This window comes from Pedobacter riviphilus (assembly GCF_014692875.1).
GTDB classification, from domain to species: Bacteria; Bacteroidota; Bacteroidia; order Sphingobacteriales; family Sphingobacteriaceae; genus Pedobacter; species Pedobacter riviphilus.
On the sequence record NZ_CP061171.1, the window covers coordinates 2400756 to 2427395 of the forward strand.

General features: G+C 39.0%; 26 protein-coding genes. 14 read left to right on the plus strand and 12 right to left on the minus strand.

The annotated features are described in order from the left end of the window. Positions 1–58: 58 nt before the first annotated feature. From H9N25_RS09820 to H9N25_RS09830, 3 genes are read right to left on the minus strand one after another with little or no spacing between them, the layout of a single operon-like run. On the minus strand, positions 59–829 hold the full coding sequence (locus H9N25_RS09820) for an SDR family oxidoreductase (RefSeq protein WP_190328750.1): 771 nt from the start codon (positions 827–829) through the stop codon (positions 59–61). Between the two features lie 12 nt (positions 830–841). Beyond that, positions 842–1327, minus strand: coding sequence for a PaaI family thioesterase (locus tag H9N25_RS09825; RefSeq protein ID WP_167294532.1), 486 nt, complete (start codon positions 1325–1327; stop codon positions 842–844). 38 nt (positions 1328–1365) lie between these two features. After that, complete coding sequence (locus H9N25_RS09830) at positions 1366–1953, minus strand: TetR/AcrR family transcriptional regulator (RefSeq protein WP_190328751.1); 588 nt, start codon at positions 1951–1953, stop codon at positions 1366–1368. A gap of 124 nt (positions 1954–2077) precedes the next feature. On the opposite strand from H9N25_RS09830, the gene H9N25_RS24550 reads away from it, so the two are divergent. The 4 genes from H9N25_RS24550 to H9N25_RS09845 all read left to right on the plus strand — a co-directional run bounded on the left by H9N25_RS24550 (position 2078) and on the right by H9N25_RS09845 (position 4783). Then, entirely contained in the window at positions 2078–2482 is a 405-nt protein-coding gene (locus tag H9N25_RS24550; RefSeq protein ID WP_223833691.1) for a hypothetical protein, read from the plus strand. After that, the gene (locus H9N25_RS24555; protein WP_223833692.1) at positions 2479–2988 is read left to right on the plus strand and encodes a helix-turn-helix domain-containing protein; all 510 of its coding nucleotides are present in this window, start codon (positions 2479–2481) and stop codon (positions 2986–2988) included. The genes H9N25_RS24550 and H9N25_RS24555 overlap by 4 nt, the downstream gene beginning before the upstream one ends. 81 nt (positions 2989–3069) lie before the next feature. Further along, on the plus strand, positions 3070–3912 hold the full coding sequence (locus H9N25_RS09840) for an SDR family NAD(P)-dependent oxidoreductase (protein WP_190328752.1): 843 nt from the start codon (positions 3070–3072) through the stop codon (positions 3910–3912). A gap of 19 nt (positions 3913–3931) precedes the next feature. Further along, positions 3932–4783, plus strand: coding sequence for an SDR family oxidoreductase (locus tag H9N25_RS09845; RefSeq protein ID WP_190328753.1), 852 nt, complete (start codon positions 3932–3934; stop codon positions 4781–4783). A 122-nt stretch (positions 4784–4905) separates the two neighbouring features. Here H9N25_RS09845 and arsB read toward each other — a convergent pair whose 3' ends face one another. The 4 genes from arsB to H9N25_RS09865 are packed head-to-tail and all read right to left on the minus strand — an operon-like array spanning position 4906 to position 7344. Beyond that, entirely contained in the window at positions 4906–5970 is a 1065-nt protein-coding gene (gene arsB / locus H9N25_RS09850) for an ACR3 family arsenite efflux transporter (RefSeq protein ID WP_190328754.1), read from the minus strand. Between the two features lies 1 nt (position 5971). Beyond that, a complete protein-coding gene (locus H9N25_RS09855) occupies positions 5972–6391 on the minus strand; it encodes an arsenate reductase ArsC (protein ID WP_190328755.1) in 420 nt (139 codons plus the stop codon). 19 nt (positions 6392–6410) lie between these two features. Beyond that, on the minus strand, positions 6411–6977 hold the full coding sequence (locus H9N25_RS09860; protein WP_190328756.1) for a DUF6428 family protein: 567 nt from the start codon (positions 6975–6977) through the stop codon (positions 6411–6413). A gap of 37 nt (positions 6978–7014) precedes the next feature. Continuing rightward, on the minus strand, positions 7015–7344 hold the full coding sequence (locus tag H9N25_RS09865; protein ID WP_167294540.1) for an ArsR/SmtB family transcription factor: 330 nt from the start codon (positions 7342–7344) through the stop codon (positions 7015–7017). A gap of 137 nt (positions 7345–7481) precedes the next feature. Between H9N25_RS09865 and H9N25_RS09870 the strand changes: the two genes are divergently transcribed. Further along, complete coding sequence (locus tag H9N25_RS09870; protein ID WP_190328757.1) at positions 7482–7895, plus strand: EamA family transporter; 414 nt, start codon at positions 7482–7484, stop codon at positions 7893–7895. 257 nt (positions 7896–8152) lie between these two features. Here H9N25_RS09870 and H9N25_RS09875 read toward each other — a convergent pair whose 3' ends face one another. Then, a complete protein-coding gene (locus tag H9N25_RS09875; protein WP_190328758.1) occupies positions 8153–10438 on the minus strand; it encodes a GH92 family glycosyl hydrolase in 2286 nt (761 codons plus the stop codon). A gap of 457 nt (positions 10439–10895) precedes the next feature. Here H9N25_RS09875 and mnmA point away from each other — a divergent pair, with 457 nt between their 5' ends. Beyond that, a complete protein-coding gene (mnmA, locus tag H9N25_RS09880) occupies positions 10896–11987 on the plus strand; it encodes a tRNA 2-thiouridine(34) synthase MnmA (protein WP_167294543.1) in 1092 nt (363 codons plus the stop codon). Between the two features lie 232 nt (positions 11988–12219). Here mnmA and H9N25_RS09885 read toward each other — a convergent pair whose 3' ends face one another. Beyond that, complete coding sequence (locus H9N25_RS09885) at positions 12220–12534, minus strand: hypothetical protein (protein ID WP_169502254.1); 315 nt, start codon at positions 12532–12534, stop codon at positions 12220–12222. Positions 12535–12826: 292 nt separating this feature from the next. Between H9N25_RS09885 and H9N25_RS09890 the strand changes: the two genes are divergently transcribed. Next, complete coding sequence (locus H9N25_RS09890) at positions 12827–13189, plus strand: response regulator transcription factor (RefSeq protein ID WP_190328759.1); 363 nt, start codon at positions 12827–12829, stop codon at positions 13187–13189. Between the two features lie 123 nt (positions 13190–13312). Here the strand turns inward: H9N25_RS09890 and H9N25_RS09895 are convergent, their stop codons facing one another. Further along, positions 13313–13909 carry an FMN-dependent NADH-azoreductase gene (locus H9N25_RS09895; RefSeq protein WP_169502255.1) on the minus strand — a complete coding sequence of 199 codons (597 nt, stop codon included), beginning with the start codon at positions 13907–13909 and terminating at the stop codon, positions 13313–13315. A 240-nt stretch (positions 13910–14149) separates the two neighbouring features. Between H9N25_RS09895 and H9N25_RS09900 the strand changes: the two genes are divergently transcribed. Continuing rightward, entirely contained in the window at positions 14150–14458 is a 309-nt protein-coding gene (locus H9N25_RS09900) for a hypothetical protein (RefSeq protein WP_190328760.1), read from the plus strand. 104 nt (positions 14459–14562) lie between these two features. Here the strand turns inward: H9N25_RS09900 and H9N25_RS09905 are convergent, their stop codons facing one another. Beyond that, complete coding sequence (locus H9N25_RS09905; RefSeq protein WP_190328761.1) at positions 14563–15414, minus strand: SDR family oxidoreductase; 852 nt, start codon at positions 15412–15414, stop codon at positions 14563–14565. Between the two features lie 195 nt (positions 15415–15609). Between H9N25_RS09905 and H9N25_RS09910 the strand changes: the two genes are divergently transcribed. Continuing rightward, positions 15610–16959 carry an alpha-L-fucosidase gene (locus tag H9N25_RS09910; protein WP_169502257.1) on the plus strand — a complete coding sequence of 450 codons (1350 nt, stop codon included), beginning with the start codon at positions 15610–15612 and terminating at the stop codon, positions 16957–16959. Between the two features lie 165 nt (positions 16960–17124). Here H9N25_RS09910 and cobA read toward each other — a convergent pair whose 3' ends face one another. Then, on the minus strand, positions 17125–17889 hold the full coding sequence (gene cobA, locus H9N25_RS09915; RefSeq protein ID WP_190328762.1) for a uroporphyrinogen-III C-methyltransferase: 765 nt from the start codon (positions 17887–17889) through the stop codon (positions 17125–17127). A gap of 382 nt (positions 17890–18271) precedes the next feature. Here cobA and nirB point away from each other — a divergent pair, with 382 nt between their 5' ends. From nirB to H9N25_RS09940, 5 genes are read left to right on the plus strand one after another with little or no spacing between them, the layout of a single operon-like run. Next, positions 18272–20653 carry a nitrite reductase large subunit NirB gene (nirB, locus tag H9N25_RS09920; RefSeq protein ID WP_223833693.1) on the plus strand — a complete coding sequence of 794 codons (2382 nt, stop codon included), beginning with the start codon at positions 18272–18274 and terminating at the stop codon, positions 20651–20653. 36 nt (positions 20654–20689) lie between these two features. Beyond that, a complete protein-coding gene (gene nirD, locus H9N25_RS09925) occupies positions 20690–21037 on the plus strand; it encodes a nitrite reductase small subunit NirD (protein WP_029276048.1) in 348 nt (115 codons plus the stop codon). A 59-nt stretch (positions 21038–21096) separates the two neighbouring features. After that, on the plus strand, positions 21097–21492 hold the full coding sequence (locus H9N25_RS09930; protein ID WP_223833694.1) for a hypothetical protein: 396 nt from the start codon (positions 21097–21099) through the stop codon (positions 21490–21492). 38 nt (positions 21493–21530) lie between these two features. Then, positions 21531–22898 carry an MFS transporter gene (locus tag H9N25_RS09935; RefSeq protein ID WP_190328763.1) on the plus strand — a complete coding sequence of 456 codons (1368 nt, stop codon included), beginning with the start codon at positions 21531–21533 and terminating at the stop codon, positions 22896–22898. Between the two features lie 36 nt (positions 22899–22934). Beyond that, positions 22935–26486, plus strand: a complete 3552-nt coding sequence (locus H9N25_RS09940) for a molybdopterin-dependent oxidoreductase (RefSeq protein ID WP_223833695.1) — start codon at positions 22935–22937, stop codon at positions 26484–26486. Positions 26487–26640: the final 154 nt, after the last annotated feature.

Sequence of the window (26640 nt, forward strand, 5' to 3'; positions counted from 1 at the left end):
TTGAAAACCATCATCTAAATGGAAACAACAATTTCTTTTGCTTTCCTGCTATATCATTTTAATGCTCAACAGAATCAATCCAGGCCTTTCTATTTGCATTCATTACATTTAAAGCATCAACCGGCGACTGTCTGAACAATTCGTAAATCTTTGCCGTATCGCCCACCCTGATTTCAAATTCATCATTAGTTAGAGCAGCTAAGAGCTCATCAGCCACAACCGAAGGTTTAATCCCGTTATGTCCACCAATTTCTTTCGAAAACTCAGTATCAACTAATGGCGGCATCAATTCAAAAACTTTAACCGTTGTTTCTTCTAAACTTAACCTTAACGAAGTGCTGTAAGAATGTAATGCTGCTTTACTGGCCGCATAAGTTGGTAAAGTAATCCCAGGTACATAAGCAACAATAGAGGAAACGTTTACGATAGCTGAGGCTTCCTGCTGTTTTAGCACAGGTAATAGCTTTTGGTTAATTCTGATGATAGACAGGTAATTGGTTAACATTTCATCCTCTGCGTAAGCAAAAGCATCCTGGTTTGGATCGGCCAAATTGTAGAGTAATGCTCTCCCGGCGTTATTGATCACGATGTTCAATTGAGGAAATTCGGCTTTGATGCGACTGACCAATTGATCTACATCGTCAGCTTTGCTTACATCAGAAAGAATAGTGGTTACATTTTGTAATGATGCAGCAGCTGCATCCAGCCTTTCCTCGTTTCTGCCAGTAATAATTACATGATTATCCAAAGCGGTTAATTGTTTTGCAATTTCTAAACCGATACCAGCTGTTCCGCCAATCAATAAAACGGTATTTTGTGAAGTTTTCATTTTATATTTTTTTTAAAATTTTAAGATTAAGCAAGTGCTCACCGCGTGAGCATAAACGGTATTATTTTCATCGAGTAATTGTGCTTCCACCAAGGCTGTACGGCCCCCAAGATTGATCACTTTCCCAATAGTTTTTAATTTCCCAGTTTGAATGGTAACGGCTTTCAGGAAATTTACCTTAAGCTCTAAAGTGGTATATCCTTTTCCCGCTTGTAATAGTGAGTGCACAGAACAGCCCATAGCTGAATCTAAAATAGCTGTGATTACTCCGCCATGTACGGTACCGATTGGATTGTAATGAAATTCCTGAGGGATGAATTCGAAAACTACATTACCCTTTTCGATTATACTTACACTAAAATCTAAAGTATGCAACAATGGTGGCAAAGGAAATTTATGATCGCTCATGGCCTTCAGATAATCGATACCATCCATTTGCATGGCTTCCTTTGCTCCTTTAATAGGGTCTTCCCAACTTATTGTTCTGGTTCTTTCCATAATAAAATACCAATCGGTATATTTTTGTTTAAAATTTTTTAGCCGAGACTATTGATATATTTTTTTAACGAATCCATAATCAAATTCCAGTGTGCAGGTTTTGCGGTAAGCCTCGAAATCATAATTGCACCCTCTATTATCGCAATAATACTTAGTGCAACCTGTTCTGGATTGTGTTCTGCATTGATTTCTTTGGCAGAAATACCTGTTTCAACCAGTTTAGCGATTTTATTTTTCCAGCCTAAAACTGCTTTCAAAACTTTTTCCCGCAGTTCCGGATGGGTGTCATCAGCATCAACTGCAGTATTTAAAACAGGGCAACCTCCTTCTGCTACCGAACCGTCGATAAATTTTTGGTAAATATTGATGTATACCAAAAGCTTATCCTTTACGCTGACTTGTTTGTTCATTTCAGCATCTATCCTCGATGAAACATTTTTCAGGTTATAATCAAAAGCCGCCAGTGCCACTTCATCTTTATTGGCGAAGTTGCCGTAAATACTGCCTTTGGTTAAACCCGTAGCAGCAGTAATATCATTTAAAGAGGTACCCGCATAACCCTTCATATTAAAAATGGGTGCGGTTTTCTCTACAATGAAATTTCTCGTTTTTTCTGCCTTGGTCATGTTCTTTTAAATTGACGATACAAATATATACCAATCGGTATATTTAACACAAATATTTTTATCATCGAAATCTCCTTTTAATTACAGTAATTTAATTTACGTTTGAATTTTGTAACTTTGATTCATGAACAAGCCAGAAACCATTGAAGATTTTTACCAGAACAAATTCAAGTTCTTGCCAGATAACCTGCAGAATGGTGTAGGCCATTTTAACGTTTTTAAACTGGAAGATTGTTTAAGGGATGATCATAAACCAATGAGTTATAACCGCAGAGATTATTACAAAATCTGCCTTACCCGCGGCCATAACGTTTACCATTATGCAGACAAGAGTATTGAGATTAACGGTACAGCTTTAATCTTTTTCAATCCGCTTGTACCTTATACCTGGGAACTGGCTAGCGGCAAACAAAGTGAGGTGACGGGTTATTTCTGTATTTTTACAGAAGCTTTTTTACCGGAAAGATCCGCGGAAACATTAGCGATTTGCCAATGTTTACCCATGGAGGAAAACCTGCATACATTTTGAATGAACAACAGGATAAGCAAATAGAAGCTATTTTTTCAAAAATGTTTGAGGAAATTAATACCGACTACATCTATAAATACGATCTGCTCCGCAATTACATTACAGAAATCACACATTTTGCACTAAAAACAGAGCCGTCAGAAAATTTATTCAAACATACTGATGCCAATACCAGGATTACTTCTGTTTTTACAGAATTACTGGAGCGGCAGTTCCCAATCGAAACCACTACCCAAAGGTTTACCATGCGCTCAGCAAAAGATTATGCTGCTCAACTTTCGGTACATGTAAATCACTTAAACCGTGCAATTAAAGAAACCACTGGCAAAACCACTACACATTATATTACTGAGCGTTTATTAAGCGAAGCTAAGGCTTTACTCAAGCATACCGACTGGAATATATCAGAAATAGGTTATTGCCTCGGTTTTGAAGAGTCTACTCATTTTAATAACTTTTTTAAAAAACTGACCAACCACACCCCTACTTCTTACCGAATTGTTTGAATTTCGTAATCATCAGTTTGATTAACGTAATAAATCGAATTCATCTGCGCCGTAATTTTGTCTTAACAAAAAGAAAAAACTATGGGCAAGAAAAAAGTTTGGTTTATTACCGGAGCTTCAAAGGGCTTAGGATTAAGTTTAGTTCATCAGTTACTAAATGCTGGCCAATATGTTGCGGCCACATCAAGAAATATCAATGAACTTAAAAAAGCAGTAAATAATGATAGCGTAAAATTCCTTCCTCTGGCTGTTAATCTGGCCAACGAACAAAGCGTCGAGGATGCGATAAAGACGACTATAACTAAATTCGAAAGAATCGATGTAGTCATCAATAATGCAGGTTACGGAATTGGAGGCAGTATCGAAGAACTTAGCGATGTAGAAACCCGCAACAGTTTTGATGTTAACGTTTTCGGAACATTGAATGTCATCAGAAAAGCTTCACCTTATTTAAGGGCACAACGAGCAGGTCATATCATCAACATTGCATCAATTGCAGGTATTGCAGGCGCAACTGGCTGGGCAGTATATGCAGCGGCAAAATCAGCTGTGATTGCATTATCTGAAGTATCAGCAGAAGACCTAAAAGAATTTGGCATAAAAGTAACTGTTGTGGCTCCTGGCGCATTCAGAACCAGTTTCTTGACCGCTGATTCGCTAATTTTGGCAGCCAATCCAATTGCCGAATACGAAGAAGTACGGGCAATACACAGCAAATACCTAAAGATGGACGGTCAGCAGATCGGCGACCCCGAAAAAGCTGCTGCTGCTATGATCTCACTGGCAAGTATGCCTAATCCGCCCCTTCATTTACTTTTAGGGAACGACGCTTTTCAGAGAGCAAACAACAAGTTAGAATCGCTACAGAAGGAATTTAGAGACTGGAAAGCCATTACGATTTCAACAGATTTCGACGAAAATTAATTTAATAGACAAAAACATTATGGAAAATCAAAAAGTATGGTTTGTAACAGGTGCATCAAAAGGCCTGGGACTAACATTAGTAAAAACATTATTAAACAACGGTGTTAACGTTGCTGCAACTTCAAGAAACCTAAACGATTTAATAAACGCAGTTGGCGAACACGAAAACTTTTTACCGCTAGCGGTTGATCTGATCGATGAAAGCAGTGTAGAGGCCGCAGTTAGTCAAACGATCAGCAAATTTGGTCAGTTAGATATTGTGGTAAACAATGCTGGCTATGGCATGCTGGGTGCTTTAGAAGAATTAAGCGATAAAGAATCTCGTCAAAATTTCGATGTGAACGTTTTTGGTTCATTAAATGTAATCAGAAAGATACTTCCTCAATTACGGAAACAACAATCAGGGCACATTTTCAATATTTCTTCAATCGGTGGCTTTTCAGGCAACTTCCCTGGTTTCGGAATTTATTGCGCTACTAAATTTGCGGTGGTTGGCTTTACCGAATCATTGGCGGCTGAAGTAAAATCGATGGGAATCAAAGCAACTGTTGTAGAACCAGGTTATTTTAGGACAGCATTTCTTACAGAAGGTTCATTGGTGGTACCGAGTAACCCGATTGATGCTTATAAAGAAGTACGCGACTCGCAAGCAGTGCACCAAAACGACATCAATAACCAACAGCCAGGTGATCCGGCCAAAGCAGTTGAGGTGATTATTGAAGCTTCGAAAAGTGAAAACCCACCGCTTCATTTATTCTTAGGCCCTGATGCTTATCAGGTGGCGGATGGAAAAATTGCGGATGTACAAAGGGATATGGCCAATTGGAAATATCTGGCAACTGCCACCAATTTTGATGAGGTAGGCGCATAGTATCCAAGATGGTCATCATTGCGAGAAGGCTTTTTCAGCCGACGAAGCAATCTTACAACGATCGCTACCAGCGTGTGCTTTAAGATTGCTTCGTGCCTTGCAATGACGAATTTTCTACTGATCTACACTTTAAAATATCTCCTTCTAAACCATTGCGCCAGGTTAACCAGTGCAATTAATGCTGGTACTTCAACCAATGGACCGATTACACCAGCGAATGCCTGCCCTGAATGGATACCGAACACACCTATTGCCACAGCAATAGCCAATTCGAAGTTATTACCAGTTGCCGTAAACGCAATAGCGGTACTTTTGCCATAATCTGCACCGAAATATCTGCCCGCAAAAAAACTGATCACAAACATGATCACGAAATAAATCACCAAGGGTAATGCAATTCGCAATACGTCCATCGGAATCTGTACCATTAATTCTCCTTTCAAACTGAACATCACTACAATGGTAAATAACAAAGCAATTAAGGTTATAGGAGAAATCATCGGTACAAAAGTGGAATGAAACCATTCTTCGCCTTTCCACTTGATCAGTACTTTTTGACTTAAAATGCCGAGTACAAACGGAATTCCAAGATAAATCCCTACGCTTTTTGCAATTTCTGCAATGGAAATTGATACAGAAAGGCCTTTTAAACCAAAAACGGGTGGTAAAACCGTAATAAAAAAATAGGCAAATACACTGTAAAGCAATACCTGAAAAATACTGTTCAGGGCAATTAAACCAGCGGCATACTCTCGGTTTCCATCGGCAAGCTCATTCCATACCACCACCATGGCAATACACCTGGCGAGGCCGATCATAATTAAGCCGACCATGTATTCAGGATAATCATGTAAAAATGCAATAGCCAGGAAAAACATCAGGATTGGGCCGATGATCCAATTTAAAACGAGCGAAGTACTTAATATTTTTACATTTTTAAATACTTCGCCTAAATTCTGGTATTTAACTTTTGCTAAAGGCGGATACATCATCAGGATCAATCCGATGGCCAGAGGAATGTTTGTACTCCCGCTCGAAAATGAATTGATGAATGCCGCTGATGAAGGGAACAAAAAGCCCAATCCAATACCAAATAACATGGCCAAGAAAATCCACAGCGTTAAATAACGATCTAAAAAGCTTAGATGTTTTCTTTGAGCTGCCGGTGCACAAACATTTGCTGACATATTAACCTTTTAAGTTTTTGTTCACAAAATCTTCCATGTAAACCTTCACCAGATCTCTTGTATTTCTAAATTCGATCATGATTTCTTCATCGGTACCCGCAGCTTTTGCAGGATCAGGAAAGTTATGGTGCAGTTTTATAGCCTGCGTTGGAAAATATGGGCAACTTTCTTTCGCGTGGTCGCAAACGGTAATCACATAATCGAAAGGTACATCGAAATACTCCTCGATATTGTTAGAGGTTTGACCTGAAATATCGATCCCATCTTCTGCCATTACTTTTATCGCCCTTGGATTAACGCCATGAACTTCGATACCAGCACTGTAAATTTTGGCCGTGTTTTGGGCGAAATGTTTCAAATAACCTTCTGCCAGTTGACTTCTGCAACTATTTCCGGTGCATAACACCAATACATTTTTCATTTTTATAATTTTTAAATGATTAACAACAGCCACTTTCAGGGCTACAACTATTCTGTCCAACTGCCAGATTAACCAGTTTTACTTTTGTTTTTTCGGGCCGGGCAGATGCACAGCATTCTTCACCTGTTTCGGTAGTGCCACAGCTTCCGCCACGGTTAATCGCTTTACATTGGGTAGCATCGGGTGTTAGATCCAAAATCAGGTTCTCCCCGTCAATTTTAAATTCACCTGGAAACATCTGTCTCGTATCAAACACTGAATTACCGAATTCAATTTTCACAATTCCATTGGGATTTAAAGGGAGTTTGTTTTCTACCAGATTGATAATGGATAGTGCTTTTTTCACCTGCATGGCCCTACCCGCTTCTTGTTCGGTAGGTTCCCATAACTGCAGGATAATCTCTGTCCAGGCATTCATCACCCCTCCGCAATCTACCGAAACAATCGGCGCCTGTTTAATTTCGGTAATGTGATAATTGGCATTTACCCATTTGCCTGGAGCATATTGAAACTGTAACACCAATTCTGGATGTTGCTGAAGATCAGCCTTAAAGCTGCTCCATACGGTTGAAGATGTATTAATCATAATATTGCAATTTAACGATTGATTTAAATAAAAAATTTTAACAGCAGTTTTGCTCGCCTTTATAAGAGGCAAAGAAATGGCCCAACTGTGTTTGTAATAATTTCCAGGTTTTAGGTTCTATACAATAGCAAATACTCACCCCCTCTATAGTACCTTGTATAATACCCGCGTTTTTAAGTTCTTTTAAATGCTGAGAAATGGTTGCCTGAGCTAAGCCGAGCTCCTCAACCAAATCGCCACAGATACAGGTATTCGATTTAAGAATACGCTGAAGAATCGCAATCCGCGCAGGATGAGCCATCGCTTTTAATAATGCAGCCATCTGGTTCTGTTCTTCAGTGAAGATTTCTGTTTTGGTAAGTCCCATAATTTTATATCGCAATATTACGATATATAAGCTGGTAATCAAAATTTATTTTAATTATCGTGTTCCATCCAACTACAGAATTGAATATTTTATTTACTATGAGTATGTTTATAAATAAAGATTAAGCAAAATAGATTATGTGGAAATTTTACGCAATACTCTCTGCCCTGTTTGCAGCTGCAACGGCTATTTTAGCCAAAGTTGGACTAAAAGGCGTTAATGGAAATATAGCAACTGCTATACGAACAGTTGTTATTCTATTTATTGCCTGGGGCATTGTTTTGGCGAGCGGAGAAATTTCTCAAATTAAAACATTGAGCAAAAACAACCTTATTTTTTTAGGTTTATCGGGTTTGGCAACGGGTTTATCATGGATTTTCTATTTTAAAGCACTTGAAACGGGAAATGTTTCTAAAGTTGCCCCGATTGATAAATTAAGTGTGGCCATTGCTATGGGCTTGGCCTTTTTGATCTTAAAGGAACCGATAGATGCTAAAACATTAATGGGTGGTGGGTTAATTGTTGCAGGAAGTTTGGTGATTTTGCTTTGAAGATTTGATGTGTATTTTTAGCCACTGAGGCATGAAAACAGCCCCTGAATGACTTTCCAATAGAATGATCATCATCTACGACTGGAACGCAGTGGAATGGGGAGATCTATCTCGAGGTAGATTTTGCTTCGCAGCGCCTTCGGGTTCTCGACTATGTTGCACACCGCTCGAAATGGCGACATTCGAAGGGTAAACAAAAAAACCGCCAACTAAAATAAAAATAGCCGACGGTTTAATTTGTACAGGGATGAGAAAAATTATTTCTTAGGTTTTGCGCTCATGTAAAAAGTTAGCTTTCCACCATTTGTGATATCAGCGTGCTTGATTTTATGATCGGTAATTTCTTTACCGTTCAATAAAACTTTCTCTACATAAACATTTTTATCGCTTTGTTTAATGGCCTCAACGGTAAAGGTTTTACCATTTTCTAAGTTAATTACAGCATTATTAACCAACGGACTACCTAACGAATATACATCAGAACCCGGTGCTACCGGGTAAAAACCTAATGAAGAAAACATGTACCAGGCACTCATCTGTCCGCAGTCATCATTTCCACCCAAGCCATCGGCAGTTGGTTTATATTGCATGTTTAAGATGTGGCGAATCTGCGCCTGTGTCTTCCATGGCTGGTCTGTCCAATTGTAAAGATAAGCAATATGATGTGCCGGCTCGTTTCCGTGTACATAACCACCAATAATACCTTCGCGGGTAATATCTTCAGTGTGTGCAAAAAACTCGTCAGGTAAATGCATGGTAAACAAAGTATCTAAACGGGTTGCAAATTTCTTTTTGCCACCCATCATTTCAATCAGCGAAGTCGGATCCTGCGGCACAAAGAAACTGTAATTCCAGCTGTTACCTTCAATAAAACCTTGCCCTTCGGTATCTTTTGGATCGAATTGTTTTTTAAAGGTTCCATCAGCCAATTTCGGACGCATAAAACCCGTAGCGCTGTCATAGTTATTTTTCCAGTTGTTAGAACGTTTGATAAATTCATCGTAAACATCCATACGGTTTAATTTCTTAGCCAGTTGCGCAATCGACCAGTCATCGTAAGAATATTCTAAATTGTTGGAAACCGAAATTCCAGATTTTTCTGCCGGGATATAACCTTTATCTATATAATAGCCAATTCCCTCATAATCGCGGTGTTTTGCTGTTGCAATACAGGCATCTAATGCTTTATTGGCATCACCATTGTAAGTACCCTTTATAATCGCATCAGAAATTACAGAAACACTATGATAACCACTCATGCACCAGTTATCATTAGCATAGTGCGACCAGATCGGCAACATATGCAAGCTACTTTGATCATAATGCGCCAACATCGATTTTACCATATCGTTACTACGGCTTGGCTGCGTAATATTAAAGAATGGATGTAAGGCCCGGTAAGTATCCCAGAGTGAGAAAGTGGTGTAATTGGTAAAGTCATCCGCTTTATGTATACCCTGATCTAAGCCTTTATATTCTCCGTTAATATCAGTATAGGTGGTTGGATTGATAAAAGCGTGATATAAAGCAGTGTAAAAATTGATTTTATTATCATTAGAAGTCGTTACCTGTATTTTATTCAATTCTTTATTCCAGGTAGCCTGTGCCTGAGCCTTCACTTTTTCGAAATCCCAGCCTGAAATTTCTGCCCGCATATTTTGCAAGGCATTTTCCTGGCTAACCGGCGATAAAGCAAATTTAATCTTGATTTTCTCTCCTTCCTGGGTATCGAAATCGAAAAACATTTTCAATTTTTTGCCAGCAATTTCAGGGAAGTTCTGTTCCTGGTTAAACTTACCCCAGAAACCTCGGTAAGCCTGTTTAGCATCATAGCTTTTACGTCCGTAGCTTTTAAAAGGTTTAGAGAAACTCATCGCAAAATAAACGGTCCTGGTTCTCGCCCAGCCATTTGTTTGGCGATAACCTGTAATCAACGTATCATTCACCACACGCACGTAAGTCCAAACGGTTTTTTCCTCGTAATTGTAAATACCGGCCATTAAATCGAGAATAATGTGCGATTGATCTGATTTAGGAAAAGTATATTGATGCATCCCCACCCTGGTGGTTGAAGTGAGTTCTGCCGTAATGTTATCGTCGTCCAGTTTTACCTTGTAGTACCCTGCCTCTGCAACCTCATTTGCATGTGAATAGGCCGAACGGTAACCACCCTTTGGGTTTGAAGCCACACCCGGGTTTAATTGTAACTTACCTTGCGTAGGCATAATAAGAAAATCACCCAGATCGGAGTGGCCAGTACCGCTGAAATGGGTATGACTAAAGCCGGTAATGGTTTTATCCTCATATTTATAACCTGCACAGTATTTATATACATCGCCATTGTATTTTCCGTTTACTTCGTAAGATAAAGTATCCGTTTCGGGGCTTAGCTGTACCGAACCAAATGGAACTGTTGCACCAGGATAGGTATGCCCCATTTTAGATGTACCAATGATGGGCTTAACATACTGCACTAGGTTCTGCTGTGCCGAGGTAACCAGGGCCGATAGCAAAAGACAAGGCAGGATAATTTTTTTAATCATATGAGTTTAAAATTTAGCTTGTTCTGTTGAAAATTCTAAGGTATTAATTTATCTTCAAATATGCATAAAACATATAACTAAAACGTTTAAGTAAAATAAAAAATACAATTAATAAGATTGAATATACAATTTATTACGGTTTCCACTGAAGTTTCGAAAACCTGAGTGATTAATGCGTGATTTTTGTAGTTGCCAAACACCACAGACTTTATGATGTAAACCTGATAGAACGGAAAGCCCGGAGGTGAGATACGAGCCGAGGACTTGAAGGGATAGCAGGGCTGCTGGCAGCCACTAACACCGAACCATTCATTTCAAAATAATATTGGGCATCTCAGCCACATTAGCACATCTATGAGATAGCCAAGCAATTTAGTAACCGCTTTTTACAAGTAACTGACTTGCTTTAAATAATTTCAGCTAAATAAACCTTATTTTTGCATCCAATATTTTTAAGATGAGTAAACACGGTAGAATTCTGGTTGCCATGAGTGGCGGGGTTGATAGTTCGGTAGCGGCTGTAATGTTGCATGAGCAGGGTTATGAGGTTATTGGATTAACCATGAAGACCTGGGATTATGCTACTTCTGGTGGAAGCAGTAAGGAAACTGGCTGTTGCTCATTAGATAGTATCAACGATGCCCGTACACTTGCCGTAAACTATGGTTTTCCGCATTATATCCTTGATATCAGGGATGAATTTGGCGATTACGTAATCGATAATTTTGTTGACGAATACCTTGCCGGAAGAACGCCAAATCCATGTGTTTTATGCAATACACATATTAAATGGGAAGCACTTTTAAAACGCGCCAATAAACTCGATTGCGAGTTTATTGCAACTGGGCATTACGCCAATATCCGTCAGCAAGACAGCGGCCGCTACGTAATTTCGAAAGGAAAAGACGAAAATAAAGATCAATCTTATGTACTGTGGGGTGTTTCGCAAGAGAACCTTTCGCGTACTAAATTCCCATTAGGCAGTTTTGCAAAATCTGAAATCAGACAGATGGCTTTGGATATGGGGCAGGAAGAACTGGCAAAAAAATCGGAGAGTTATGAAATCTGTTTCGTACCTGATAACGATTACAGGGCTTTTTTAAAACATAAAGTAGAAGATTTAGAAGAAAGAGTGGCCGGCGGAAATTTCATTTTAAGCAATGGAATGGTTGTTGGACAACATAAAGGTTACCCCTTTTATACCATCGGTCAGCGTAAAGGTTTAGGCGTAGCCTTTGGCGAGCCTATGTTTGTAACGCAAATACTGCCTGAAAGTAATACGGTAGTTTTGGGTAAAGCCGACGAGCTTGAGCGCCGTGAAGCCATGGTACGCAACATTAACCTGATAAAATACGCAAGCATTGAAGAACCAATGAATGATGTAATTACCAAAATCCGTTATAAAGACGCAGGTATGTTAAGTACAATTGTTCAGGAAAAAGATAAAATGCGTGTAGTGTTCGATCATAATGTTTCGGCAATTGCTCCTGGCCAATCGGCTGTATTTTACGAAGGAAATGATTTATTGGGCGGAGGGTTTTTAGTTTAATAAACGCCTACCTATTATATATTACATGAATGATCGTCATGCTGAATTTATTTCAGCATCTTCGATAACTATCGGATCAGGCTAATGATAACAAAAAACGAGATGTTAAACAGCATCTCGTTTTTTGTTTTATTGATTATCAGAACGATCCGTCATGCTGAATTTAGTTCAGCATCTTACTGGCTAGATAGATCCTGAAATAAATTCAGGATGACGAAAACTTTGAGTACAATTACTCATTTCCTTTAAAAACATTTATTGATGCCGTTTTCCAGTGAATGTAACCTAAATTGCCACAAGTTTGCGCTACAAAGTTTTCTACTTCTTCTGGCACATCGTTAACTACACGCCATCTAATTTTGTATTTGGGGTTATAACTGATATAAACCACCAAATCATCACTACGTTGCCCAATGGCATGTAAATGCTGTAAATGAATATCCTGCAAATCTGCAGCAGCAATCCTCAATCTTTCATTCATAATTTTACCTAATGAAAGGTCTGGTCTAAAATCTGTTTCGAATATGGCTAAAACGGTAACGGTCATAGAAAAAATAAATATATCAGCAAACAAACCAAGCTAGAAGCTTTTTGTTTAAAATCTTCAATTAAATACATGGAATCATCTCTGCAATATTTCCTGTATCCTGTCTCTCCAAAAGCAAATCTATACTAAAAAAATTAGTATCAAAATTTATTTTTATATTTTTTTTAGCCGGCGCAAAAATTATAGAAACGCATGACATGTGCCACTAGAAAGTTAATAACGCTAATATTGTGTATAACTATCTTAAACATCTGATAGCTAGGTTAGTTATCTATATAACAAATTTGAGCTTATGAAAAAGTGCATCTATGTAGTAGAAGACAATCCGTGGATTAGAGAAATCATAGAATTTTTATTAATCGAAGAACTTTACGAAGTAAGGACCTGTCCAAATACAAACGATTTTTGGTTTCAGATGAGCAAACACCTGCCTGATATGGTAATTCTTGATATTATGTTGCCTGATGGAAATGGCCTTGATATCTGTAATACACTAAAGCGAAACATTAAAACACACGATATTCCGGTAATGATGATGTCGGCCAATAACCACTTGAATGCAGTTAAGGCTAAATGTGATGCGGAGGATTTTATCAATAAACCTTTCGATCTGAACGATTTTATGAATAGAGTAGATAAATATTTACTTAACTAAAGGAAATCGTCATTGCGAAGCCAATTTTTCATTGAATGAAGCAATCTTTATAGCAGGACTATGTGAAAGATTGCTTCATCGTTCTTCTCTCCGCAATGACGAAATCAGGCACTAAAAAAGATGCTATAGTATTATACTTTCAACAGCATTATTTAATGCCACATCTTTCAGGTTGGGTATACTTAAACCTTCTACCCTATAGGCGGTTACATCTATCATCCCTAAAAAGCCCAATACCGATCTCAGATAAGATTCGGTAAAATCGTAGGCTTTCATTGGTCCGTCAGAATATACACCGCCTGATGAAATGGCCAGATAAACTTTTTTACCTTTTATCAATCCCACTGGGCCATTTTCTGAATAGCTAAATGTTTGGCCAGCACGTGCTATGTGATCAATCCACGCTTTTAAAGCAGAAGGAAGCCCAAAGTTGTACATAGGCACCCCAATTACAATGGCATCGGCATTTTTTAGCTCAGTAATGGCTTGGTCCGAGTGTTTTACTGCTTCGGCCAGTTCGGGCGTATGGTTTTCGAGCGGGGTAAAGAAAGAATTGATGTGTACCTCTTCTAAGTGTGGAAATGGTGTATTGGTAAGGTTATTCGTAGTTACCGTACTCCCCGGATTAGCCGCCTGTAATTTTTCTACAATTGCATTTCCCAATTTAACGCTGAAAGATGCTTCGCCCCTAGGGCTTGATATTAAATGTAATATTTTCATTTTTTGCTTTTTTTTGTCTCACAAAACTATAGATATGAAGTATCAAAAAGCTATTACTATACCAAAGGATAGTGCTATCCTCCAGGATAGTTACCTGGTTATCGCAACAAAAAAGAACAAGACCATAGCTTCAATCTACCCTCGCCAGGTCTTTCGAAATGTTTAATATTTTTAGTATAAGAATTACAATGTTATTTAAACTTAATCATGCTCAAGCTGTTTTATATTAAAACGCACGCCATGGAAAATCAAGAGAACAATCAACCACAAAAAGAGATCCAGAACATTGAGCAGTTTCAGATTAACCGCTCACAAGGAAATGCCGGTGGAGGGGCTGCAGAACAAAAAGATAATGAGGGATATACCGAGGATGAAGTGCATTTTGAAGATGGCACGGGTACTCAATTAAATAAGGAAATTGAAGGCCCTGATGATGAAGAAAACGAAGAGGAAGAAGAAACGGAAACCGAAAATTATAACGAATCTGACATAGGAGAGCTGGATAAAGATCCGAATGCATATGACAAAGACGATAGCGAAATGTTATAAAGCGTCAATTTCATTATTTAAATAAAGATGAACCACAATACTTACAAAAGTAAATGGATCTGACGCCGTAGAAATGGTTTAAATATGATTAAAGGCAAAGAAAATTAACCGTTTACCACTTCCCCACCATTTACATGGATTACCTGCCCTGTTATAAATGATGCATCATCTGAAGCCAGGAACACATAAGATGGCCCAAGTTCTGAGGGCTGGCCTGCCCTTTCCATGGCCGTTTCAGACCCAAATGATTTAATCTTTTTTTCATCAAAAGTAGATACAATGAGTGGTGTCCACACGGGTCCGGGTGCCACGGCATTAACCCGGATACCTGTTTTGGCTAAATTTGTAGCGAGCGAACGCGTAAAAGAAGTTATTGCTCCTTTTGTTGAAGAGTAATCGATTAGATTTGGCGAAGAACGATAAGCCGTTACCGAGGTGGTATTGATAATGGTATCGCCTGCATGAAAATACTCCAATACCTCATGTGCAAAGTAAAAATAGCCAAATATATTTGTACGGAAGGTATCTTCCAGCTGTTTATCGTCGATCTTTTTTGGATCTTTCTGCGGCACCTGCATGCCGGCATTATTTACCAAAATATTGATCTTTCCAAACTTTTTAACCGTTGTTTCTACTGCTTTTCTGCAAAATGAAGACTTTTTAACATCCCCTTTAATCAATAAACATTGTTTCCCTTCAGTTTCAACCATTTTCTGGGTTTCTTTTGCATCAATATCCTCATCCAGATAAACAATAGCTACATTGGCACCCTCCCTTGCAAAATGAACCGCTACCGAACGACCAATACCACTATCTCCACCGGTAATCAGTGCAACCTTATCATTTAGTTTCGCCGCTCCTTTATAGTCTGCTTTAATTACTTCAGGTCTTGGATTCATCTTCACCTCTATCCCTGGTTGTTTGTTTTGCTTGGCAGGTGTTTTTTGAGTTTTCATCGTTTCTTTTATCAAATTAAGTTTCACAACACTGCCAATTAAACAAGAATACCATCTTCAAAGTTTTAAGAACCTCAACCTTATCTATTAAAACACAAACCAATTTGGCTTAATATTTTGCTCATATCCGATCATTTTAAAAGCCTGCACCTCCCTAAATTAGCCTTTTAATCACTAACCAAAAGAAACCACACAATGAAAAAAACAATTTTATCAGCTTTATTGATGTTAAGCCTAATTTTACCTGGCTATGCTCAAAAACGCTTGGGTAATGAAACTGCCGCCCAAAAAACCAAAAGAATGGAATGGTGGACGGATGCCCGCTTTGGCATGTTTATCCACTGGGGCCTGTATGCATTGCCAGCCCGCCACGAGTGGGTAAGAAATTACGAACACATTACCAACGAAAACTATCAAAAATACTTTGATCAGTTTAATCCGGATTTATTTAACCCTAAAAAATGGGCCAGAGAAGCTAAAGAAGCAGGCATGAAATATGCAGTGTTAACGACCAAACACCATGAAGGTTTTACTTTATTTGACAGCAAATACACTGACTATAAAGCAACAAATACACAGGCCAAAAGAGATTTGGTTAAAGAATTCGTTGAGGCTTTCCGTGCCGAGGGTATAAAAGTAGGCTTCTACTATTCGCTGATTGATTGGCACCACCCCGATTTTCCTGTTGATAGGTACCATCCTTTAAGACCTGATAAAGACGATGAGGATCAGTATGCGGCATTGAACAAAAACAGAGATATAGCCAAATACCGTAAGTACTTATACGATCAGGTAACCGAACTACTTACCAAATACGGCAAAATCGACATTCTTTGGGCCGATTTTTCATATCCTGGCAAACATGGTAAAGGCCGTGATGATTGGGGTTCGGTAGAATTGCTTAAACAGATTAGAAAACTGCAGCCACAAATTATTGTAGATAACCGCCTAGATCTTAATGATTATGAAGATGGTACAGATTTCGAAACACCAGAACAGGTTAGTCCGAAAGAATTAGAAAAATACCGCGGTAAAGTTTGGGAAACCTGCCAAACATTTTCAGGCTCATGGGGATATCACCGTGATGAAAATACCTGGAAAAGCAACAGGAAGTTATTAGATCTGTTGATTACTTCGGTAGCCAATGGAGGCAATTTATTATTAAATGTTGGGCCTACAGCGCGTGGTGAGTTTGATAACAGGGCAAACATTGCTTTAGATAGCCTAGGCCTTTGGATGCACGCCAATTCAAAATCTATTTACCACTGCACTTTCGCGCCAACCGAATTTAAAGCGCCTGAAGGAGTAAAACTCACTTACAATAACGATACTAAAAAACTATATATGCATTTGTTCGAATATCCAAATACGGGCTACATTACGCTGGATGGGTATAAAGATAAGGCGAAATATGCGCAGTTTTTACACGATAACTCCGAAATACAGATTGATACCCAAAAATCAACTGGAAACACACTGGTATTAAAATTACCAAAGAAAAAACCCGACTTCGAAATCCCGGTAATCGAACTGACCTTAAATTAATCTACCCATATTAAATTGGCCTGCAAGTTAAACCTTGCGGGCTTTTTTATTTTAAGTGGAAGTTAAATCCTCCATTATTTAACCACTAAGGCACAAAAAACATAAAGGTTGTTTTTTTAAAATAATCAATCTTATATTCCAGACTTCTGGCTACCTCCCTATTCACTATGCTGATAAAAGTTCTCCTTGATTTAAGTTCGCATAAGCTTTAGCCTGCACCACATTCCCTATAATAATAATAGCCGGATATGTTAATTCCGCTTGTTCTGCAGATTCCTGTAAACTTTTCACCGAACATACCACTTGTTTTTGGTTGGGTAAGGTAGCATGTTGAATAATTGCCGCAGGCATATCACCTAAACCCGCATCGCAATAAGCTTTAGAGATTTCGCCAACTTTTTTCATACCCATATATATAACAACTGTAGCCGAACTTTTCATGGCGCATTTTAGATCGTTAGTTAAACTTCCGTCCTTCTTGGTCCCGGTAAGTATCCAAACACTCTCACTAATTCCACGGTGCGTTAAAGGCACATCTATAAAACCTGCACCCTGCACACTGCTGATACCTGGAATGTAATGGCATTTAATCCCTCTAGCCTCCGCATAAATCAATTCTTCGAATCCTCTACCAAAAATAAAAGGATCTCCTCCCTTTAAACGTACAACAACCTGATAATTTTGGGCATTTTCGACAATTAATTCATTTATTTTCTCTTGTGGCGTGTATTTTCCGTAGGGTTGCTTACCAACATAGATCATTTTACATGTTTTAGGAGCAATTTCTAGTAATTTTTCATTACTTAAGTTATCATAAAGAACAACATCAGCTCTTTTTAACACATTAAAAGCCTTCATAGTGATCAATTCCGGATCTCCAGGACCTCCACCCATTATAAAAAGTCCAAAATCAGCAGTTTTTTGATTCATAATTTTAATGATTTAACTATTTAAGTATAAAAGTGATGAAAATTTATTAAAAAATTAAATATTTTATGATAAAAATCACACAAAATAAACTTTTAATATAATTAAACCATATATTTGACTATCAAAAATCATATAATTATTAAATTATTAATTTTTAAAACGATTATTTAATATAAAAACACACCAAAACAAATAATCAAAAATAAAAAACAACCAAAAGAAACTAAAATCACTAAACACCTTTAAGATTTATGAAAGAACCACAAATAATCGTAATAGGAAATGGAATGGTGGGATATAAATTCTGCGAAAAGCTTAGATCAAAAACTTCTTCTTTTAATCTTATTGTTTTTGGAGAAGAACCCGAAGAGCTTACGATCGTGTGCATTTAAGTGAATATTTTAATGGCAAAACAGCCGAAGACCTCTCTCTTTCTACAGAAAACTGGTATCAGGAACAAAATATTACCCTATTTCTCAATAACCCGGTTACCAAAATAGATCGCGAACAGCAAAAAGTATATACAGCTAATGGTTTAGATTATAGCTACGATATTCTTGTTTTTGCTACGGGTTCTGGTGCTTTTGTGCCCAATATCCCTGGAACTGAGAAAGAAGGTGTTTTTGTTTACCGTACAATAGAAGATCTTGACCTGATTAGTAGCTATGCAAAAAAGGCCCGAACAGCTTCAGTTATTGGAGGTGGTTTATTAGGGCTCGAAGCGGCTAAGGCATTAATTGATCTGGGCATCGAAAAAACGAGTATCATTGAATTTGCACCTCGCTTAATGCCTAGGCAAATTGATGCCGCTGGTAGTGATATGCTTAAATCGAAGCTCACAGATTTAGGCTTGCAGATCCACTTAAATAAAAACACGACAAGCATTGAAGGCGATGGCTCTATTACGGCATTAAAGTTTAGTGACGATACTGTTTTAGATGTTGATATGCTGGTCATCTCTGCTGGTATAAAACCACGTGATGAACTGGCAAAGGCCTGTGGCATTGAGGTTGGTCCACGCGGTGGTATTGTTGTTGATCAAAAAATGCAGACCAATGATCCAGCTGTTTTTGCCATCGGCGAATGCGCTTTATACGATGGAATGATTTATGGTTTAATTGCACCAGGTTACGAAATGGCCGAAGTATTAGCCGCAAACCTTTGCGAAGGTGATAAAGCTTTCACAGGATTTGATATGAGCACCAAACTCAAACTAATTGGCATCGATGTGGCCAGTTTTGGTGATAATTTTATTACCGAACCCGATTGCCGTACAATTATCTTCGAAAACAAACACAAAGGGGTTTATAAAAGAATAAATGTTAGTAATGACGGGCAATACCTTTTAGGAGGTATATTAATTGGAGATGCAACAGCATATAACCTGCTGTTGCAGACCTCTAATAACCGGATTGTATTGCCAGAAAACCCTGAGGAACTGATACTGGGCGCACGTGGTGGAAGCGAACCAGCAAGCGGGGCTGGAATTACAGGTTTACCAGACAGTGCACTGATCTGTAGCTGTGAAGGCGTTAGCAAGGGCGATATCTGCTCGGCAGTCGCCGATGGCTCTTGCGAAAACATCGATGACCTGAAAAAATGTACCAAAGCAGGCACAGGTTGTGGTGGCTGCTTGCCAATGGTAAAAGATTTAATGACCTATACCTTAAAATCGCAAGGCAAATATATCAAAAATGTAATTTGCGAGCATTTCAACTACAGCAGGCAGGAACTTTTCGACCTTATTCATATCCACGAATTAAAAAGTTATGATGAAGTACTGGATGCGCTAGGTAAAAACGATGGCTGTGAGGTATGTAAACCATTAGTATCATCACTCCTAGCCAGCCTTTGGAATGAAATGATCCTTAAAAAAGGAAATGATGTAGCCCAAGATAGTAACGACCGTTTTCTGGCCAACATTCAAAAAGGTGGCTCATATTCTGTAGTACCGAGGGTTCCGGGCGGCGAAATTACACCCGACAAATTGATTGTAATTGGCGAAGTAGCTAAAAAATACAACCTGTACACTAAAATCACGGGAGGTCAGCGTATAGATATGTTCGGTGCACACCTTAACGACCTTCCTATCATCTGGGAAGAATTAATTGCGGCAGGTTTTGAAAGCGGACATGCTTACGGCAAGGGCTTAAGAACCGTTAAAAGCTGCGTTGGTAGCACCTGGTGCAGATTCGGCTTACATGACAGCGTAAGTTTCGCTATCCAAATTGAAGAAAGATACAGAGGCATCCGTGCACCACATAAATTCAAATCGGCAGTAAGCGGCTGTATAAGAGAATGTGCAGAAGCCCAAAGTAAAGATTTTGGCATTATTGCCACCGAAAAAGGCTGGAATTTATATGTATGCGGAAATGGTGGAAGCAAACCGCAACACGCCCTTTTACTGGCAACAGACTTAGATAGTGAAACCTGCATTAAATACATCGATAGATTTTTGATGTTTTACATCCGCACTGCCGATCCGCTTACCAGAACTGCAACCTGGCTCAACAAAATGGAAGGCGGAATAGATTACCTGCGGAATGTAATTATCAACGATAGTTTAGGAATGGCAACCCAATGGGAAAATGAAATTGAGAAGTTAATCGCCTCATATAAATGCGAATGGAAAGAAGCAGTTGAAAACCCTGCGATCAGAAAACGCTTCTCTCATTTTGTAAATGCACCTGAAGACAAAGATCCAACTATAGAATTTGTTGAAATGCGTGGACAAAAAAGAACCGCCGAATGGAAAACAGTTTAATCAATAATCTTTACAAAGCTTATAAAACCTCAAATTATGAATGAACAATCAAATTGGCTAGCAGCCTGCCGAGTCGAGGATGCCATTGAGAATGGTGGCGTATGCGTAAAACATGGTGAAGATCAGATTGCACTTTTCTATTTCACCAGAAGAAATGAGTGGTATGCCACTCAAAATGAATGCCCGCATAAAAAGCAGATGGCATTAAGCCGCGGAATGATTGGCTCTACTACCGATGAACCTAAGGTAGCCTGCCCTTTCCACAAAAAAACATTCTCATTGAGCACTGGCGAATGTTTAAGTGGCGATGAGTGCGCAATAAAAACCTATCCTGTAAAGATAGAAAACGGAACTGTTTACATTGGTACAACACCAAAATCTTAACCTGACCTAGTAAGATTTAAACTTTTCTGATTAAAAAATTTAACCCAAACCAAACCGACATGAAAATTTCTAATTCTGTAGCCATAACAGGCTGCCTTGCACTTACCTTGTTCTTTTTTTCTGCTAAATCGCAAACTAAAGCCGTTTTATTCGATGGTACTATCGTTGCCGGATATGTTGATCATGGTGCTTTTATAAACTGTACAGGGCCCAGTATCAAATTCAGCAAAAAACCTTACACCGTTTTATTGGGATTGTTACCCAGTTTAAGAATCAAGGAAGATAAAGTGGCTGCCGGAGCGCCAAAAAATGCAGCCCTCACTCCTAACCTTGGTTTTGGCTTAACAACGGCATTTCGCCATGTGGCCTTACAGGTACCGCTATACTACAACCCTAAAACCGCAGTCAAAAATGGCGAATGGAACGTCGGCGTAGGTTTAGGCTATAAATTTTAAAAGAAACCATTTATTTATTTACGCTTAAACAGACCGTTATGACACTAAACTCTATTACCAAACCGCTAGATAAATTAAATATATTTTCGCTCAAAGGTGTTCAAATGAAAACCTTTCACATCACCTGGCTAACTTTCTTCTTTTGCTTTTTTGCCTGGTTTGGCATGGCACCTTTAATGAAGATAGCCAGAGAGCAACTTCACCTCACTAAAGATCAGGTAGGAAATATCCAAATTGCTTCAGTATCAGCTACTATTATTGCCCGTTTGCTTATCGGAAGATTGATTGATAAATTTGGCCCCAAACTCATTTACACCTGGCTTTTGGTGCTTTGCGCCATTCCGGTCCTCTTAATCGGAACCAGCCATTCTTATACTTCATTTTTGCTTTTCCGCTTAGCTATTGGCATAATCGGCGCATCATTTGTAATTACCCAATTTCACACTTCCATTATGTTTGCCTCAAACATTAAAGGAACAGCAAATGCAACAGCAGGTGGTTTTGGCAATGCAGGTGGTGGTGCCGCCAATCTATTCATGCCTTTAATCGCATCGGGCTTTACTGCTTTAGGCTTTTGTAGTACCGAAGACAGCTGGCGTTATGCTATGATTTTCCCTGGTGTAATGCTTTTAGTATGTGCATTTTTATACCATCGTTATACTTTAGATACCCCACAGGGAGATTTTAAGGATTTAAAAGACGAAAACATAAAAAGCACCAAAAACACATTTTTAATCGCCGCAAAGGATTACCGCACCTGGATTTTAACCATTGCTTACGCGGCCTGTTTTGGTGTAGAAATTACCGTAGATAACTTTGCACCAATATTTTTTACTGATTCATTCGGTGCAACAATCGCCATAGCCGGAATGGTTGCAGGTATTTTTGGCTGGATCAATGTTTTTGCCAGACCATTAGGTGGCATTGTTGCCGATAAAATTGGCAAAACATGGGGATTTGATGGCAAAACACTTTTGCTTGCCTTACTGCTATTGATAGAGGGAATCGGCTTAATCTGGTTCGCAAAATCGGGCAATATCGGGATGGCCATTTTTATGATGTTTGTATTCGGTTTAAGTTTAAAAATGGCCAATGGAGCAACATACAGCTTAGTTCCTTTCATCAATCCGCTTGCAGTTGGCAGTGTAGCAGGCATTGTAGGTGCGGGCGGAAATATTGGCGCTATGCTTATTGCCTTTATGTTTAAAGCTAAAGCTGGTCACTTTACTAAAAATATAATCGAAAACGGACATAATGTTCAAAAAGACCTGATCGATTACACCAGCGCATTTACTTTTCTCGGTTTTATCATTCTAGGAATTGGCATTGCAGTATTCATTTTCAGAACCATTATGGCACAAAAAGCAGCTGAAATAGAAGACCTGGTGCTTACCCCCAGCAAATAAACAACGTCAACAAAACCTACCTTACGAACCGATCATTTGAAAGAAGAAAAAAACATATCGCAAAATAAAACAACTACCTGCTGCTATTGCGGTGTAGGCTGTGGCATTGTGGTACACAAAGATATCCATGAGCGGATAACGGTTGAAGGAGACAAAAACCACCCTGTAAACAAAGGCATGTTGTGCAGTAAAGGCATGAATCTTCATTACACAGCGAATGACAAAAGCGACAGGCTGCTTTATCCCGAAATGCGCTATAACAAAAATATGCCCCTCCAAAGAGTAAGTTGGGATACCGCACTAGAAAGAACAGCAGCTGTTTTCAAAGCGCTTATTAAAAAATATGGCCCTGATAGCGTGGCTTTTTATGCCAGCGGACAGTGTTTAACAGAAGAATATTACGTAGTAAATAAATTAATTAAAGGATTTATCGGTAGCAATAATATCGATACCAACAGCCGCTTATGTATGAGCAGTGCGGTTGTTGGTTATAAAATGAGCTTAGGTGAAGATACCGTGCCTATTAGTTACGATGATATTGAAATTGCCGATTGTATTTTTGTTGCAGGCGCAAACCCGGCATGGTGCCATCCTATCCTGTGGCGCCGGGTTGAAGCCGCAAAGCAAAAAAATCCTGACCTAAAGATCATTGTAAGCGACCCGCGAAAAACACAAACCTGCTCGCTCGCCAATGTCCATCTGCAGCTCAATCCAGGCACCGATATTACCCTTCACCACGCCATTGGCAGATGTTTAATTGAAGATGGAAAAATCGATGCTGATTTTATCATCAACAGCACCAATGGTTATGAAAAATACCGTTCTACTGTTTTCTCAACCTCTTTAGCAGAAGCGGCAGCAACTTGCGGTGTAACAGAATATGATATTCGTTTAGCGGCATCTTACATTGGGAATGCAAAAGGTTTTATCAGCATGTGGACTATGGGGCTTAACCAAAGTGTAGTAGGCACCAATAAAAACCTTTCGTTAATCAACTTAAACCTCATTACCGGCCATATCGGTAAACCTGGAAGCGGACCATTTTCACTTACCGGACAGCCAAATGCCATGGGCGGACGAGAAGTTGGCGGCTTAAGCAATTTATTGCCTGCACACCGTGTTTTAGCTAACGAAAATCACCGGAATGAGGTTGAAAAATTTTGGCAGATCCCATTGGGAACCATTCAATCTAAACCGGGCTTAACCGCAACAGAAATGTTCGATGAGCTGAATACCGGAAAACTCAAAGCAGTATGGATTTTATGCACCAATCCTTTAATCAGTCTTCCTGATGTTCGTACAGCCGAAGAAGGATTAAAAAAAGCAAAATTTGTGGTTGTTCAGGATATTAGCAATACCGTAGAAACCTTAAAATATGCTGATGTGGTATTACCTGCAGCCGCCTGGGTAGAAAAAGAAGGTACCATGACCAATGCCGGCCGTTATATTTCTTACCTCAGCAAAGTAACAGATGCGCCTGGAGAAGCCTTAGCAGATTCAGAAATTATCTGCCGGTTTGCAAAAAAAATGGGTTATCACGGCTTCGATTTTAAAAGTGCAGGCGAAATATACAATGAGCATGCAGCCCTAACCGAAGGAACTAACATTGATATCAGTGGACTTAATTATGAGATTTTAAGAGAAAAAAGAGCCGTTCAATGGCCATATCCAAAAGCGGAAAAAGCGCTTGGAACAGCTAGATTATTTACCGATCATCAATTTTACACGCCAGATAAAAAAGCGAATATTTTATCATTTGATGATCGGAACCAATCGGAAGCTTTAACACCAGAACATCCGCTGATTTTAACCACAGGAAGAATCAGGGATCAATGGCATACCCGAAGCAAAACAGGCAAGGTAAATAAACTGAACCAACACATTAGCGAATCTTTTTTAGAAATCAACCCGGTTGATGCGGAAGCTCGGAGCATTAAGAATAATGATATCGTCGAAATTTCAAGTTTACGTGGAAATGTTCGTGTAAAAGCAAAATTTTCGGAAGATATTAAACCCGGAGTGGTTTTTATGCCCATGCACTGGGGCAAAATCTTAAATAGTGATCTAAACCGGGTGAATAACCTCACCAATAACCTGGTTGACCCACAAAGCAAAGAACCCGATTTTAAATTTAGCGCCGTAGAAGTAAAATTACATCAAAAAGTCCGGCAAAAGATTATTGTTATTGGTGCGGGGGCTGGTGCATGTGGTTTTGTTAAAAGTTACAGGGCCTTAAACACAGAAGATGATATTGATATCTTTAGTAAAGAGAATTTTCCTTTTTACAACAGGGTACTTCTCCCCGATTATATTATTGGCACTTTACCCTGGCATAGCCTCATTAAAATGAGCGATAGCGAGGAAACCGATTATAGAATTAAACTGCACCGTGGACTAGGTATCGAAAAGATCAACAAAGAGAGTAAAACCGTTATCGATAGTAACGGAGAAAGCCACCATTACGACGTCCTGCTCCTGGCCACCGGAAGCAGGGCTTTTGTGCTTAAAGACATCCCGAAACTAAACGGCATATTTACCATGCGAAGCCGTAATGATGCCGACAGTTTTAAAAAACACGTGGATACCACAAATGGAAAAGTAGTAATTGTTGGTGGCGGTTTATTGGGGATCGAATTGGCTACATCTTTGGCCGAAACAGGATCAAAAGTGACCATTATCCAGCGGATATCGAGATTAATGGGTCGCCAGTTGGATGCATTAGGTAGTCAATTACTCCATGAAGAACTGCTCAGCAAAGGCATTGAGATTTTTTACAATGATGAAGTAGACCGGATTATTGGAGAAAAAAGCATTTCAGGTATCCGTTTAAAAAGTGGTCTATTGATCGATTGCGAATCTTTGGTGATCGCAATAGGCACCGTTCCGAATACAGAACTGATTAAAGAAGCAGGCATAGAATGTAAAAGAGGTGTTGTAGTTGATGAATACCTGAGAACAAGCGAAAGAGACATTTATGCCATTGGTGAAATTGCTGAATTTAAAGGCCATATGTACGGCATCACAGCAGCAGCAGAACAACAGGCTGAAATAGTAGCGCGATTTCTTAGCGGAGACATTGCTAAATTTTACCAAGGTAGCTTGCTCATGAATATCCTTAAAATGCACAGTTTAGAACTCTGCTCTTTGGGTGTGACCGAAATACCGAACAACGACCCCACTTACGAAGAAATTGTTTTCATCGACAAAGCAAAACGTTACTATAAAAAATGTATCGTACATAATGATAAATTGGTTGGAGCAATATTAATCGGTGATAAAAGTGAGTTTTTAGAGTTCCGCAACCTGATCGAAAATAAAATGGAGTTGAGTGAAAAACGGCTTCAATTGTTAAGGAGTGGCAAAACAACCGAACCCATTATTGGCAAAACCGTATGTAGCTGCAACAATGTTGGCGAAGGCAACCTGATCAACAAAATTAAAGATGGCTGTAAAGATCATTTGCAGCTCTGCCAGTTAACTGGTGCCGGAATGGGTTGTGGTAGTTGTAGGCCAGAAGTAAAAGCAATTTTGGATTCGTTTGTAAACGTTTTAAAAACGGAACCTAAGCAGGTTTTAGTAGAGAAATGATAGATTTTCGTGATTCTTCATAAGCGTGTATCATAATACGAATTGTCATCCTGAGCTTGTCGAAGGGCCTTTATTAAATACACTTTGATGTGTTTCGACAAGCTCAACATGACAGAATAAGAAGAGTAAGTTCTCTTTAATGTAAGGTTCAGAG

Excerpts from the sequence above, each read along its gene's own strand:
- H9N25_RS09900 (WP_190328760.1), top strand. The coding sequence starts at position 14,150 with ATGGAAAATCAAGAGAACAATCAACCACAAAAAGAGATCCAGAACATT.
- mnmA (WP_167294543.1), top strand. The coding sequence starts at position 10,896 with ATGAGTAAACACGGTAGAATTCTGGTTGCCATGAGTGGCGGGGTTGAT.
- H9N25_RS09845 (WP_190328753.1), top strand. The coding sequence starts at position 3,932 with ATGGAAAATCAAAAAGTATGGTTTGTAACAGGTGCATCAAAAGGCCTG.
- H9N25_RS09855 (WP_190328755.1), bottom strand. The coding sequence starts at position 6,391 with ATGAAAAATGTATTGGTGTTATGCACCGGAAATAGTTGCAGAAGTCAA.
- H9N25_RS09870 (WP_190328757.1), top strand. The coding sequence starts at position 7,482 with ATGTGGAAATTTTACGCAATACTCTCTGCCCTGTTTGCAGCTGCAACG.
- H9N25_RS09830 (WP_190328751.1), bottom strand. The coding sequence starts at position 1,953 with ATGACCAAGGCAGAAAAAACGAGAAATTTCATTGTAGAGAAAACCGCA.
- nirD (WP_029276048.1), top strand. The coding sequence starts at position 20,690 with ATGAATGAACAATCAAATTGGCTAGCAGCCTGCCGAGTCGAGGATGCC.
- H9N25_RS09905 (WP_190328761.1), bottom strand. The coding sequence starts at position 15,414 with ATGAAAACTCAAAAAACACCTGCCAAGCAAAACAAACAACCAGGGATA.
- H9N25_RS09840 (WP_190328752.1), top strand. The coding sequence starts at position 3,070 with ATGGGCAAGAAAAAAGTTTGGTTTATTACCGGAGCTTCAAAGGGCTTA.
- H9N25_RS09825 (WP_167294532.1), bottom strand. The coding sequence starts at position 1,327 with ATGGAAAGAACCAGAACAATAAGTTGGGAAGACCCTATTAAAGGAGCA.
- cobA (WP_190328762.1), bottom strand. The coding sequence starts at position 17,889 with ATGAATCAAAAAACTGCTGATTTTGGACTTTTTATAATGGGTGGAGGT.
- H9N25_RS09875 (WP_190328758.1), bottom strand. The coding sequence starts at position 10,438 with ATGATTAAAAAAATTATCCTGCCTTGTCTTTTGCTATCGGCCCTGGTT.
- H9N25_RS09930 (WP_223833694.1), top strand. The coding sequence starts at position 21,097 with ATGAAAATTTCTAATTCTGTAGCCATAACAGGCTGCCTTGCACTTACC.
- H9N25_RS09865 (WP_167294540.1), bottom strand. The coding sequence starts at position 7,344 with ATGGGACTTACCAAAACAGAAATCTTCACTGAAGAACAGAACCAGATG.
- H9N25_RS09910 (WP_169502257.1), top strand. The coding sequence starts at position 15,610 with ATGAAAAAAACAATTTTATCAGCTTTATTGATGTTAAGCCTAATTTTA.
- H9N25_RS24550 (WP_223833691.1), top strand. The coding sequence starts at position 2,078 with ATGAACAAGCCAGAAACCATTGAAGATTTTTACCAGAACAAATTCAAG.
- arsB (WP_190328754.1), bottom strand. The coding sequence starts at position 5,970 with ATGTCAGCAAATGTTTGTGCACCGGCAGCTCAAAGAAAACATCTAAGC.
- H9N25_RS09890 (WP_190328759.1), top strand. The coding sequence starts at position 12,827 with ATGAAAAAGTGCATCTATGTAGTAGAAGACAATCCGTGGATTAGAGAA.
- H9N25_RS09935 (WP_190328763.1), top strand. The coding sequence starts at position 21,531 with ATGACACTAAACTCTATTACCAAACCGCTAGATAAATTAAATATATTT.
- H9N25_RS09895 (WP_169502255.1), bottom strand. The coding sequence starts at position 13,909 with ATGAAAATATTACATTTAATATCAAGCCCTAGGGGCGAAGCATCTTTC.
- H9N25_RS09860 (WP_190328756.1), bottom strand. The coding sequence starts at position 6,977 with ATGATTAATACATCTTCAACCGTATGGAGCAGCTTTAAGGCTGATCTT.
- H9N25_RS09820 (WP_190328750.1), bottom strand. The coding sequence starts at position 829 with ATGAAAACTTCACAAAATACCGTTTTATTGATTGGCGGAACAGCTGGT.
- H9N25_RS09885 (WP_169502254.1), bottom strand. The coding sequence starts at position 12,534 with ATGACCGTTACCGTTTTAGCCATATTCGAAACAGATTTTAGACCAGAC.